General features: G+C 60.4%; 8 protein-coding genes and 4 pseudogenes. 8 read left to right on the top strand and 4 right to left on the bottom strand.

Annotated elements, in window-relative coordinates:
• Positions 1-200 precede the first annotated feature (200 nt).
• From BLS40_RS10630 to BLS40_RS10610, 5 genes are all read left to right on the top strand, one after another.
• Entirely contained in the window at positions 201-2,363 is a 2,163-nt protein-coding gene (locus tag BLS40_RS10630; protein ID WP_092151912.1) for a catalase, read from the top strand.
• A gap of 292 nt (positions 2,364-2,655) precedes the next feature.
• Positions 2,656-3,720 carry a 2,3-butanediol dehydrogenase gene (locus tag BLS40_RS10625; RefSeq protein WP_076599928.1) on the top strand — a complete coding sequence of 355 codons (1,065 nt, stop codon included), beginning with the start codon at positions 2,656-2,658 and terminating at the stop codon, positions 3,718-3,720.
• 275 nt (positions 3,721-3,995) lie between these two features.
• Positions 3,996-4,415 carry an organic hydroperoxide resistance protein gene (locus BLS40_RS10620; protein ID WP_092151910.1) on the top strand — a complete coding sequence of 140 codons (420 nt, stop codon included), beginning with the start codon at positions 3,996-3,998 and terminating at the stop codon, positions 4,413-4,415.
• Positions 4,416-4,517: 102 nt separating this feature from the next.
• A protein-coding gene (locus tag BLS40_RS10615; RefSeq protein ID WP_231908460.1) for an IS3 family transposase occupies positions 4,518-5,860 on the top strand; the annotation gives its coding sequence in 2 pieces (ribosomal slippage) (positions 4,518-4,959 and positions 4,959-5,860; 1,344 coding nt in all).
• Between the two features lie 296 nt (positions 5,861-6,156).
• A complete protein-coding gene (locus BLS40_RS10610; protein ID WP_231908459.1) occupies positions 6,157-8,079 on the top strand; it encodes an MMPL family transporter in 1,923 nt (640 codons plus the stop codon).
• Between the two features lie 113 nt (positions 8,080-8,192).
• Here the strand turns inward: BLS40_RS10610 and BLS40_RS10605 are convergent.
• Together BLS40_RS10605 and BLS40_RS10600 are read right to left on the bottom strand one after the other, a co-directional pair.
• Positions 8,193-9,430 (bottom strand): annotated as a pseudogene (locus tag BLS40_RS10605) (IS256 family transposase).
• A 120-nt stretch (positions 9,431-9,550) separates the two neighbouring features.
• Positions 9,551-10,268: pseudogene (locus BLS40_RS10600) on the bottom strand (IS6 family transposase); the annotation flags it as partial.
• A 23-nt stretch (positions 10,269-10,291) separates the two neighbouring features.
• On the opposite strand from BLS40_RS10600, the pseudogene BLS40_RS11280 reads away from it, so the two are divergent.
• Positions 10,292-10,486: pseudogene (locus BLS40_RS11280) on the top strand (IS3-like element IS3501 family transposase); the annotation flags it as partial.
• The gene (locus BLS40_RS10595) at positions 10,435-11,520 is read left to right on the top strand and encodes an IS3 family transposase (RefSeq protein WP_231908539.1); all 1,086 of its coding nucleotides are present in this window, start codon (positions 10,435-10,437) and stop codon (positions 11,518-11,520) included. The pseudogene BLS40_RS11280 and the gene BLS40_RS10595, both read left to right, overlap by 52 nt.
• A gap of 22 nt (positions 11,521-11,542) precedes the next feature.
• Here BLS40_RS10595 and BLS40_RS10590 read toward each other — a convergent pair whose 3' ends face one another.
• Together BLS40_RS10590 and BLS40_RS10585 are read right to left on the bottom strand one after the other, a co-directional pair.
• Positions 11,543-11,848 carry an IS3 family transposase gene (locus BLS40_RS10590; RefSeq protein ID WP_231908458.1) on the bottom strand — a complete coding sequence of 102 codons (306 nt, stop codon included), beginning with the start codon at positions 11,846-11,848 and terminating at the stop codon, positions 11,543-11,545.
• Positions 11,849-11,850: 2 nt separating this feature from the next.
• Positions 11,851-12,174, bottom strand: a complete 324-nt coding sequence (locus BLS40_RS10585; RefSeq protein WP_231908457.1) for a hypothetical protein — start codon at positions 12,172-12,174, stop codon at positions 11,851-11,853.
• Positions 12,175-12,226: 52 nt separating this feature from the next.
• Here BLS40_RS10585 and BLS40_RS10580 point away from each other — a divergent pair.
• Positions 12,227-12,430: pseudogene (locus BLS40_RS10580) on the top strand (integrase core domain-containing protein); the annotation flags it as partial.
• Between the last annotated feature and the right edge of the window lie 223 nt (positions 12,431-12,653).

Here is a 12,653-nt window from a genome sequence, read left to right as displayed (position 1 = left end):
TTACAATGGACCGGGGCACGACGAGGGGATTTCAAGGCGCTGGGCCAGGTGGGCATCGACAAGCTTGCGGACACAACAAACCGCCACAACACCCGTCGGGATTCGACGGACCCCAGGTGAGGGTCTAAGGGCGCGCCCGTCAGGCGACTTTCTCTACTCTCGCCTACGTAAGCAACAACCGATTTGCAGTAGGTGAGAAGATGTCCCCGAAGAACAACCCCGCAGCCTCCCCGCAGGGCGACAAGGCCCCCGGCACCCCGGGCAACGCCACCCCGGACAAGAACCAGCCCACTACCCCGGCTACGCCTCCCGAATCGAAAGCGGACCAGCAGCCGCCGCAGGCGGTCTCCCCGACCGGCTGCCCGTTCCACATCGGGGCCGGCGAGCCAGATCCCCGCGCCCAGCAGGGTGAGTTCCTGACCACCGCTCAGGGTGCGCGCCTGAGCGAGACCAGCCACTCGCTGCGCGCTGGTGAGCGTGGCCCCCTGCTCATGCAGGACCATCACTTCCGCGAAAAGATCACCCACTTCGACCACGAGCGCATCCCTGAGCGTGTGGTCCACGCGCGCGGCGCAGGTGCGCATGGCGTGTTCAAGGCCAACGGCGCAGCCTCCAAGATTTCTAAGGCGGGAGTGTTTGCCAAGGACAAGGAAACCGAAGTTTTCGTGCGCTTCTCCACTGTGCTGGGCTCCCGCGGTTCCGCCGACAGTGTGCGCGACACCCGTGGCTGGGGCGTCAAGTTCTACACCGACGAGGGCACCTGGGACCTGGTGGGCAACAACATTCCGGTGTTCTTCATCCAGGACGGTATCAAGTTTCCGGACGTCATCCACGCCGCCAAACCGCACCCGGACCGGGAGATCCCCCAGGCACAGAGCGCGCACGACACGTTCTGGGACTTCGTGGGCCTTCACACGGAGGCCACTCACCACACCTTCTGGAACATGTCGGACCGTGGAATCCCCCGTTCCTTCCGCACCATGGAGGGCTTCGGCATCCACACCTTCCGCATGATCAACGATGCCGGTGAGACCACCTTGGTCAAGTTCCACTTCAAGCCGCGTCTCGGCGTCCACTCCCAGGTGTGGGAGGAAGCGCAGATCACCGGCGGGGTGGACCCGGATTTCCACCGCCGTGATCTCGCCGACGCCATCGAGGCCGGCGCCTACCCCGAGTGGGACCTGGGTGTTCAGGTCTTCCCGAACACCCAGGAGCAGATGTTCGAGGGCATTGATCTGCTTGACCCGACGAAGATCGTCCCCGAGGAGCTCGCCCCGGTGGAGATCATCGGCACCCTGACCTTGAACAGGAACCCAGGCAACTACTTCGAAGAGACCGAGCAGGTCGCCTTCCACCCGGGCCACCTTGTGCCGGGCATCGACGTGACCAACGACCCGCTGCTGCAGGCACGCCTGTTTTCCTACCTGGACACCCAGATCAGCCGACTGGGCGGACCGAACTTCTCCCAGCTGCCAATCAACCGCCCGCACGCGCCCGTCAACGACAACCTCCGCGACGGCATGTACCAGCAGGGCGCGCACACCGGCGTCGCACCCTACAAGCCGAACAGCCTGGATAAGGGCAACCCCACCGAGGCGAGCGTCAACGAGGGTGCGCTTATCGACGTCCCGCAGCCCGTTGAGGGCCACATCACCCGTGAGAACCCGGCTTCCTTCGAAGACCACTTCTCGCAGCCACGCATGTTCTACCTGTCTCTGTCGGACGTGGAGAAGCAGCACCTGACCGACGCGTTCTCTTTCGAACTGGGCAAATGCTACGAGGAAGCTGTGAAGCTACGATACCTGGACGTACTCGCCCACGTGGACCAGGGGCTCGCCGAGACCGTCGCGGACAACCTCGGCCTGCCTCACCCGCAGCCGCACGAGGTCGCGGAGGTCACCCCGTCGCCCGCGCTGTCCCAGGTGGGCAAGACTTGGCCTGTCGACGGTCGCCAGGTAGCGGTTCTGGTCAGCCCGGAGCAGGCGCTGGAGGGGGTCGGCTCGCTTCTCAACGAGCTTTTCGACGCCGGCATCACTCCGATGATCGTTTCCACGAAGGGCGGCACTCTCACCCTGGATGGCGAGGAGGTGTCCGTGTCCCGCACGTATCTCACCGCCCGGTCCATCGAGTTCGACGCTGCCGTGGTGGTCAACCCACCCGCCACCCCGGAGGTGGCCACGATGCTGGGCGAGTTCGACCGCCACAAGAAGGCGATTGTCCTCGCCGGGCCGGATGCCTCCGTCGCACTGGGTGCCGCTCGCATCGCAGTCGATCAGCCCGGTATCGTCGCCGTCTCCTCCCCCTCCCAGGCTGTTGACGCGGTAACGGAGCTTCTCGCCTCCCACCGCGTCTGGGAGCGGTAGGAAACAAAGTTGATATCGTGGCACCCGGAAAATTGCTAGATCTGCCGGGTGCCGTGATGGAGCAGAAGTGGTCGATGAGGGTCTGGCGTTTTCGGCGGCAGGACAGAACAGCACAGCAGGGACTGCTGCGGTTCTAAGCGGCGCGCTCGCTTAACTCACTGACCCGGCTGGGTTTCCGCCACCCCCGAAAGGCGTTAAGGAAAAGCGGGCCCATGTGAGTAACTGCACAACTCGGTCTGTTTGGGAAACTGACAGCTAAAATGGTCTTTGTACCATTTTGAAAGGAGTTCCTATGAGAGCAGTTCGCTATCACGGTCAAAAGGACATCCGCGTCGAGGAGATCGATGCGCCTGTCGCAGGCCCGGGCGAGGTGCTGATCGACATCGCTTGGTGCGGCATCTGCGGCACCGACCTGCACGAGTACCTCGACGGCCCGATTTTCGTCCCGGATAAGGGTGCCCCGCACCCAGTGACCGGCGAGGAAATGCCGGTCACGCTTGGCCACGAGTTCTCCGGTGTGGTCGCGGCCCTCGGCGACGGCGTGGACGACATCGAGGTCGGCCAGCATGTGATTGTGGAACCGTACGTGCTCCCCGACGACATCGACCCGACGAAGCCGGGCCCGTACAACCTGCACCCGGACGTCAACTTCATCGGCTTGGCCGGTGGCGGTGGCGGCTTGTCCGAGCAGATCGCGGTGCAGCGCCGTTGGGTCCACCCGATCAACAACGATGTGCCGCTCGACGAGGCCGCGTTGATTGAACCGCTGTCTGTCGCCCACCACGGCTTCGTCGCCTCCGGGGCTAACGAAGGCGATGTGGCGCTAATCGGTGGCGCGGGCCCGATCGGCCTGCTCACCGCGGCCGTCGCTAAGGCATACGGCTGCACAGTGGTCGTCTCCGAGCTGTCGGAACTGCGCCGCCAGAAAGCGCTCGATGCCGGCGTCGCAGACCACGCTATCGACCCGTCGTCGCAGGACCTCAAGGAAGAGATCCAAAAGATCACCGACGGCAAGGGCGCTGATGTCGCATTCGAGTGCACCTCGGTCAATGTGGTGCTCGACCAGCTCGTCGACTGCCTCAAGCTGCAGGGCACGCTGGTTGTCGAGTCCATCTGGTCCAAGAAGGCCGAACTCGACATCCACGCTGTGGTGATGAAGGAGCTGACCCTGCGCGGCATCATCGGCTACGCGCACGACCACCCGAAGACCATCAAGCTGGTCGAGGAGGGCAAGGTCAACCTCAAACCGTTCATCACCGGCAAGATCGGTTTCGACGGCGTCGTCGACGAGGGCTTCGACACCCTTATCAACCGCAACGAGACCGCGGTGAAAATTTTGGTGTCGCCGGAGCTCTAGCGTCCACGCCAGAAATGGGGCGTCGAAAGCGACACCTGAACTGCTCCTCATTAGTTGGATTGATAGCCCAGTCACCGACTAGTGAGGAGCAATTCACAAAGCCGCGAATGTGGTCTGGCGCTGCCATCCACTACATCCTGCGCGAGTGCTCCGACAACGCCTCGCGTGAGGCGTTCACCACGTCGAGGGAACTCGTCACGGCTCTGGCGAACTAGCTTGCTTTCCCGCGTACGATCGGTGGCCGAAGGCCCCGTCAACAAACAAAGGAGTTATTCATGACCGCCGCATACACCACCGAAGCGCTCTCCACTGGCGACGGCCGCAATGGCCGCACTGTAGTCCAAGACTCCAGCCTCGACTTCACCATGAACGCCCCGAAGGAAATGGGTGGCAATGGCGAGGGCGTTAATCCTGAGCAGCTCTTCGCTGCCGGCTACGCCGCCTGCTTCCACTCTGCGTTGAAGGCCGTGGCCAAGAGCAAGAAGGCTGATGTCACCGACTCCGCCGTCGGCGCGCGCGTTACCCTCAACAAGGGCTCCGAGGGATTTTTCCTCAGCGTCGTGCTTGAGGTCACCATCCCCGGCATCGCCCCGGAGGATGCCCAAGCGCTTGCCGACGCTGCCCACGAGACGTGCCCCTACTCGAAAGCCACCCGCGGGAATATCGATGTCACCGTCACCGTGGCGGAGGATTAGAGCCACTGCGGGTTAAGTAGCAAAATCCCCTACCGGGAATTGAACTGCTCCCCATTAGTTGGACTGAGAAATCAGTTACCAACTAGTGGGGAGCAGTTTCCATTGAGAGCACGAAGTTCGCTGAGCGAACATCAGCGTGAGCAGCTGGTGGAGTGTTTCGAGCAAGGCATGAGCTACGGAACCGCTGCCAAGACTCTTGGTGTCTCCAAATACGCCGTCCGTACGCTGCGTCGTCGGTTTCAGCTGCATGGCAGGCTATGTCTTGTGGAGAAACCGACTAAGCAGCAGTACTCGTTCGACATCAAGAAGGAAGTTGTCCAGCGCCACCTTGCCGGCGAGACAAGGATGGATCTTGCACGTGAGTTTGGCCTGTCGTCAGACCAACTCGTCAAAGATTGGTCCTGGAAATGGCGCAAAGGCGGCGATGAGGCGTTGAAACCGAAGCCGAAGGGCAGACCCAAAGGCTCGGCCGCACCGAAGCGGCTTACAGAAGAAGACAAGCTGCGCCGTCAGATCGCACGGTTGGAAGCGGAAAACGTGTATCTAAAAAAATTGCGGGACTTGAGGAACCAGGGACGCGCCTGAAAGTTCAAGCGATCGTCATCCTCAAGTCGCACCACCGCTTGGAGTACCTCCTAGACGCCGCTGGCATCCCACGGTCGACATTCTTCTACCACCAGAAACGACTCATCGAGCCAGATAAACATGCTGTGCTCAAAGACGCGATTCGGGAAAGCTTCGAACGCAACAAGCATCGCTACGGCTACCGGCGAGTGCTACTTGACCTGCGCAACCAGGGCTGGGTGGTCAACCACAAACTCGTCTACAAACTCATGCATGAGATGGGTCTTCGAGCCAAGATCCGCCAACGCAGGCCTTATGTTTCCTACGCTGGGACAATCAGCCACATCGCTGACAACAAGCTCGACCGCAAGTTCACCCCGGATAAGCCAAACACCGTCTTTGTCAGCGACGTCACCGAGTTCAGGGTCGCAGGCCGCAAGATATACCTGTCACCGGTGATGGACTTGTTCGACCGCTCCATCGTCGCTCACACCGTTGCCACATCGCCGTCGACAGCCTTTACCGCCGATTCTTTATCCAAGGCAATCGCGGCATGTGCACCTGAACCCGGGTGGATGATGCACACCGATCAAGGCTTCCAGTACCAACATTCCTCGTGGCGCAACCTGATCGGCGATAACGGAGGTGTTCAGTCGATGTCGCGAAAAGCCAACTGCTACGACAACGCAGTCATGGAGAACCTCTTCGGGCACGTGAAAACCGAGATGTACCACGGTGAAGTCTTCGACACCGTCGAGGAGTTCAACCAAGCGATCGACGAGTACATCCAGTGGTACAACACCGAACGCATCCAACAACGACTCCAGGGCCTGACCCCGATGCAATATCGGAATCAGACCCGTGAAGCCCTCACCGCCTAGAATTAAACCAGTCCAACTTTCGGGGGCTAGTTCAAATTTCTCCTGGTAGGGGATCGGGTTTTGGGGGCAGCGGGCAGATTGGAACGGACGAGGCCTGGGCTATCGGATTAGATTCGGCCAAACAGGTGATTTTCGGTTCTGACCCCGCATTTCAGGTGAACAAACGAGCATTGGGAATCACCTCGGAGCCTCGAACCGTTTGAGGTGAGTGCGAGACTACTCGACTAAAAGGGATCGCATGTAAAGGTCGGCGGATATTGTGGGTGGAGTCAACTACCCCGAAAGAAGGAGCTGGCGTGCCGCCGTCCCTTATCCGCTCACTGCGCTGGTTGTCGCTAGTTTTGATTGGCCTAGCTGCGTTCCTTATTTCCCTCAGTCCGATAGAGGCGCCGCAGTCGGCCACCGCGATGCTTCCAGATGGATTCGACTCCACCCGCGTCGCAGCAGAGCGCGGTGAGAGCGGCGACGAATCCGCAGCAGCGATCGTGCTCTATACCGGGCTAACCTCTGAGTCCTTCGGTGAACTGCAGCGGAAAGCCAGTGAGCTGGGCGGGCCCTTGGTTCCCAACGCGGCGATCGATGCCGCGATCGTGCCCGTGGAGGTAACATCTGAATCACTCAGTGACAACGTCGACGCGGTCAGCCAGCTGCGTGAACGCGCTTCTGCTGATCTGCCAGCTGGTGTCGAATCTCAGGTTACGGGCCCGGCTGCCATCAGCGCCGACCTGTCAGGGGTTTTTTCCGGGGCCAACTTCAAGCTTCTAACGGTCACCGCCGTCATCGTCGCGGTGCTGCTGGTGTTCACCTACCGCTCCCCTATCCTCTGGGTCATTCCACTTCTGGTCATTGGTGTGGCGGACAGACTGGTCGCCGCAATGTATCCGCGCTTCCTCGACCTCATGGGGATGCAGTGGAATGATTCGACCGGTGGCATCCTCTCCGTGCTCGTCTTTGGTGCCGGAACGAATTACGCGCTCTTGCTGATTTCACGCTACCGGGACGAGCTCACCCACCACGATGACCGGTTCGAGGCGATGTCGCGCGCCTGGCTGCCCACGGTGAAGACTATCTGCGCGTCCGCGCTCACCGTGATCCTCGGTGTCCTCTGTCTTTTATTCTCCCAGACACCCACAACAAGGGCCCTCGGCGCCGCCGCCGCGTTTGGTGTGACGGTCGCGCTACTTTTCGGGGCTTTCGTACTCCCTGGTGTCCTAGTGCTGTTCGGCAGGTGGATCTTCTGGCCGCGCGCACCCAGGATAGAAGAGAGAGTAGAACACCGCCTGTTCGACCGGGTTGGCGGCTTCGTCCATGCGCGCCCGGCCACCATCCTTGCCACCGCCCTCGCCGCGCTCGGAGTGATGAGTCTCGGCACTCTCCAGGTGACCACCGGGTTGACACAATCCGACCAGTTCATCGATAAGCCTGAATCCATCAGCGCCGCTGAGGCACTTGGAGAAAAGTTCCCCGACGCATCTGCCACGCCCGCTGTTGTGTCCACCGATTTCCCTGATGAGGCCACCGCGGCGCTCGAGGCCGCCGGGCTCTCCGTCACACCAGCCGAGGGATCGCTGGAGGTCTCCGGGGGAGACACCGAGCAGGTTCGCCGGGCCCTGGACGGGATCGATGCGAGCGTAGGCGGGCCAGACGCGGAGCTGTTTGACACCGAAACCGCCGCGGGCGAAGATCGGCGCGTCATCTTTCCCGCGGTTCTCCTCTTGATCCTGCTCAGCCTTATCGTCATTCTGCGATCACTCGCCGCACCGCTAGTCATGACCGCCTCGGTCTTACTGACTAACGTCGCTGCTCTCGGGCTGGGCTGGTGGGTCTCGCACCACATCTTCGGTTTCGAGCGTTTCGATTCGAGCACTCCGCTCTATGCATTCGTCTTTCTCGTGGCCCTGGGAATCGACTACACGATCTTCCTGGTCACCCGCGCGAGAGAAGAGTCGGAGGAGTACGGCACCCCCGAGGCAATCCTTCGCGCTCTATCCAGCACCGGCGGGGTGATCACTTCGGCGGGCATCCTTTTGGCCGCCGTGTTCGCGGCCCTCGGCGTGCTCCCGCTCGTAGTGCTAGCGCAGATCGGCATCGTGATTTGTCTCGGTGTCCTCCTAGACACCCTTGTCGTGCGGACACTCGTGGTTCCGGCGGCCGTGCAGCTGCTCGGCGAGCGTTTCTGGTGGCCCGCACGCAACCACAGCGCACCGCGAGGCAGATAGGCTTTGACAGCTTGTCGACGTCCCTGCTGGCCGCCACCTCAAGTGCCGGGTCAAGTCCCGTGTAGTGGTGTAGCCGTGTGTGCTTTCGGCTCGGTATGAAGTTCGGTGTTTGATTAGGCGGTTAGCTGGTGCTGGTCACCATGGTCGTCTCCTTGTCGGTGCATGAGATGTTTGGTGTGTTCGAGTGCGGACAGTGACATGTAGCGTTTTTGCTGGATCCAATCGTCATGCTGCTCGGCAAGAACCGCCCCGACAAGCCGGATGATGGATTCGCGGTTCGGGAAGATGCCCACGACATCGGTGCGCCGGCGGATTTCCCGGTTTAACCGCTCGGTGGGGTTGTTCGACCACACCTTCGTCCACACTGGTTTCGGCGCTGCGGTAAACGCCAACACTTCATCGAGTGATTCCTCCAAATACGCCGAAACCTGTGGGAACTTCGGTTCCAGCAGGTCGACCACTTCGCGGGCTTGGGCCCAGGTGGATTGGGCGTCGGGTTGCTGGAAGATGGTCTGGAACATCGCAGAGACCATCGGCCACTGGGTCTTTGGGACTTTCTCGTAGAGGTTTTTCGCAAAGTGGGTGCGGCACCGCTGCCAGGATGCATCGGGCAGCACTTCGGAGATGGCGTGCTGGATGCCTTCGTGGGCGTCACTGGTGACCAAATAGACACCACGCAGCCCGCGGGCTTTTAGATCTTGGAAGAAGCCTTCCACGATGCGTTGGATTCCGCGGTGGCGACGTGCATGCCGAGCATTTCGCGGTAGCCGTCGGCGTTGACCCCGGTGGCAAGCAGTACGGAGCATTTGACCACCCGGCCGCCTTCACGGACTTTGATCGTGAGCGCGTCGCACGACAGGTAGGCGTACCCGCCGGGATCGAGTGGGCGGTTTTTGAAGTCGGCGACCATCTCGTCGAGTTCTTCCGACATGCGTGAGACTTGGGATTTCGACATATTGGCAATCCCAAGTGTTGCCACCAGGTCATTCATCCTGCGGGTGGAGACCCCCTTGAGATAGCACGTGGCAATCACCGTTGAGAGTGCCCGTTCTGCACGCGTACGGCGCTCTAACAGCCAGTCCGGGAAGAACGCTCCGTGGCGCAACTTCGGTACTGCCACATCGATCGTGCCGACACGGGTGTCAAGGTCACGGTGGCGGTACCCGTTGCGGTGGTTGACCCGCTCGGTGGAAGCAACACCGTATTCGGCGCCGCAAACGGTGTCGGCCTGGGCGGAGAGGATCTGGTTGATAAACCCTTGCAGCATCTGCCGCATCAGGTCCGGGGAAGCTTGGGCGAGCAGATCATCCAAGTAGGTTGCCGGGTCGATAGAATACGGTGCAGTGGTCATCGTCATGTGCCTTTCGGTGAGATGTGGTAGTTGAGTCGAAAGGTTACTGGCGGTGGCCACCCCACTATTTCGCAGGGCCCACCATCTGCAAGCATTACACCACACTAAGGGGCACAACCCGAACCCCCGGCTGACGATCACCGCATCCGGATTCGGCTGCCCGTGAGGTCAAACATCGTGCCTTGCCCTTTCCGCAATGAGTGCATCGCCTCCATACCCTTGAGCGTCCGGTACGCAGATGTCCGGTTCTTAAACGCGCCTTCCGGCCCGAGGACCCGCTTCAGCCGACCATGGTCGCCTTCCAGGACGTTGTTGAGGTATTTCACCTGCCGGTGTTCCACTGTTGGCGGGCAGATTCCCTCTGACTTCAACTCGGCGATTGCCCTGGCTAGGGAGGGTGCTTTATCGGTGTTGATCACTCTGGGATACCCAGCTAAAGTATTTGACTCAGAGTCTTGACCAGGAAACGCTTGGCCGCCGCCACGTTTCTCTTCAGGGAGAGATAAAAGCCCAGGGTATGCCCACCGGTGGTGATCGCCCGATAGAGGTAGCACCACTTCCCGCCGACCCGGATATAGGTCTCATCCACCCGCCAAGAACTGGCCTGCCAATCAGGTACCTGCCGGTACCACCGTGTCTGCTTGTCCAGCTCAGGGGCGTATTTCTGCACCCACCGGTAAATCGTGGTGCGATCGAACCGCACGCCGCGCTCGGTCATCATTCCCTCGAGGTCTCGATAGTTGATGCCGTAGCGGCAATACCCCCGTACTGCCCACAGGATGACCTCGCGAGGGACACGTCGACCCGAGAAGTGAAGTGTCCTGGGTTTAGTTCCGATCGTTTCTAGAGGAGGATTGGACCATGCCTAGGAAGTTCAGTGACGAGTTCAAGGACAAGGCGGTGCGGTTAGCCGAGGAGCTCGTTGAGCTTGAGGGGTGCTCGAAGTGGGCGGCGGCGGAGGAGATCGGCGAGAAGCTCGGCGTCTCGGCGCACACGCTCAACAACTGGTTGAAACCTGTCAAAGCGTCCCCCGACGTTCAGCGGAGCACTGGCGAGTCGGTCGACGACGAACTGAAGCGTCTGCGGCAAGAGAACAAAGAGCTGCGCAGGGCAAACGAGATCTTGAAGACCGCTTCAGCTTTTTTCGCAGCGGAACTCGACCGTCCCACCAGAAGATGATCGAATACATCGACACGTATCGCGATCGCTTCGGGGTCGAGGCCATCTGTCGCACGTTAAGGCAGACAGAATGTGGGTTTATCACCTCTCGTGGCTACCGAGCAGCGAAAACACGAGCCCCGTCGGCCAGGAGCTTGTCAGACGCGCTGCTTATCCCCGAATTGGTGAAAGTCTTCGAGGACAACTTCAGCGTGTACGGGGTACGCAAGATGTGGAAGGCCATGCAGCGCGCCGGCTGGGACATCGGTCGTGATCAGACGGCACGGTTGATGAAACTCGCCGGCATCCAAGGCCGCAGAAGGGGCCGCACTCCGATCACAACGCTTCGGGCTGATGTCCCGGATTGTCGTCCTGATCTGGTCAATCGTGACTTCACCGCGTCAGCGCCGCACCGGCTGTGGGTCGCTGACATCACCTACGTGCGTACCCTGTCGGGGTTTGCGTACACCGCGTTCATCACCGATGCGTACTCCCGCAAGATTGTCGGGGTTGCCACCAGGGCGAGCATGCGCACCGATGAGCTGCCTCTTGAGGCTTTTGAGCATGCTCTTTATCACGCAGGTGATCTCCGTGCTGAAGGACTTGTCCATCACAGCGATCGCGGCTCGCAGTACGTGTCCATTCGTTACAGTGAGGTGCTTGCTCAAGCTGGGATTGATCCGTCCGTTGGCACCGTCGGCGATTCCTACGACAACGCGTTGGCGGAAACGGTCAACGGTCTATACAAGACCGAGCTGATCTATCCCCACCGGCCGTGGGCGTCGGTTGGGGAAGTCGAGATCGCGACCCTTCGCTGGGTGTACTGGTGGAATAACCATCGCCTGCACGAGTCATTGGGATACATCACTCCACAAGAGATGGAAGACGCCTACTATCAACAATCACACGCCCACCCGTTGGGCGTTCAATAAGCGGAACGAAAACCAGGACGCTTCAGAGTACACCCGCGATTCCAAGGATATTCATGAGGCGTTGCACCTGGTCACGGCCGATGTTCCAGCCTGCCCGGTGGGCGGCTTTCCATAGTTTTCGTCGCCCGTAGACCCGCCGATTGGCCCGCCACAGCTCAAAGAGCCGGTGCGCGGTGTAAGCCTCGTCCAGCTCGGCAGGGGTGGGCCCGAAACCACGGGCCTGGAAGCGGTAGAACGTTGCTGGTGAAATAGCGTATTCATGCTCGTTGAGCACGCGGCACATCCGCTCGATGGAATACAGGTGCCGGTGAGTGCGGAGGAAGTCCACGATCACTTCAGTTTGCGGTCGAGCTCCGCCTGGGCGAAAAAAGCTGAGGCCAGTTTCAGGATCTCGTTGGCTTCTTTGAGCCGGGCATTTTCTTTGCGCAGGGTAATAAGTTCCGCGTCTTTCTCGGCGTCGGATTGCTCGACGGCGACGTCCACCTTTTTCTCTTCTGCGCGTACCCAGTTGCGGATAGTGGATGTTTTGATGCCGATGACAGCTTCGACAGCGCGTAGTGCGGCTGCCTTGGATGAAGCGCCGTCAGCGAGCTCCTCGAAGTACAGGCGCACCGCCCGCTGGCGGGTCTCCTGGTCGTAGGGGCTGATAGCCATGATGTTCCTCCTGCGTTACATCATGCCCTCTCACAAACCCAGGCCGGTTTAAACGGTCAACGGTCTATACAAGACCGAGCTGATCTATCCCCACCGGCCGTGGGCGTCGGTTGGGGAAGTCGAGATCGCGACCCTTCGCTGGGTGTACTGGTGGAATAACCATCGCCTGCACGAGTCATTGGGATACATCACTCCACAAGAGATGGAAGACGCCTACTATCAACAATCACTCGCCCACCCGTTGGGCGTTCAATAAGCGGAACGAAAACCAGGACGCTTCAAAGATAGCCATAGGCTCGATCATTCCACGGCGCTTTGCCTGCCGCCCCAACTTTGCAACAGCACCTTCCCGACCTCCACCTTGCCGCCGTGGCTGCTTCAGGCCCTGGAACAGGATCTTCGTCTATCCCCTGAGGTCATCAATGAACTCAGCCAGGACGAGGCCCAGCAGCTGCTCGTCCAACACTGGACAAAGCCCC

The sequence above is a fragment of the Corynebacterium mycetoides genome, assembly GCF_900103625.1.
In the GTDB taxonomy this organism is placed as follows: Bacteria; Actinomycetota; Actinomycetes; order Mycobacteriales; family Mycobacteriaceae; genus Corynebacterium; species Corynebacterium mycetoides.
The sequence above is the reverse complement of the archived record's forward strand: the minus strand, read 5'-3'. Positions and strand labels throughout refer to the sequence as shown.

Bases quoted from the DNA above. Each gene is read 5' to 3' on its own strand.
- BLS40_RS10620 (WP_092151910.1), top strand. From the start codon at position 3,996: ATGACCGCCGCATACACCACCGAAGCGCTCTCCACTGGCGACGGCCGC.
- BLS40_RS10630 (WP_092151912.1), top strand. From the start codon at position 201: ATGTCCCCGAAGAACAACCCCGCAGCCTCCCCGCAGGGCGACAAGGCC.
- BLS40_RS10625 (WP_076599928.1), top strand. From the start codon at position 2,656: ATGAGAGCAGTTCGCTATCACGGTCAAAAGGACATCCGCGTCGAGGAG.
- BLS40_RS10585 (WP_231908457.1), bottom strand. From the start codon at position 12,174: ATGGCTATCAGCCCCTACGACCAGGAGACCCGCCAGCGGGCGGTGCGC.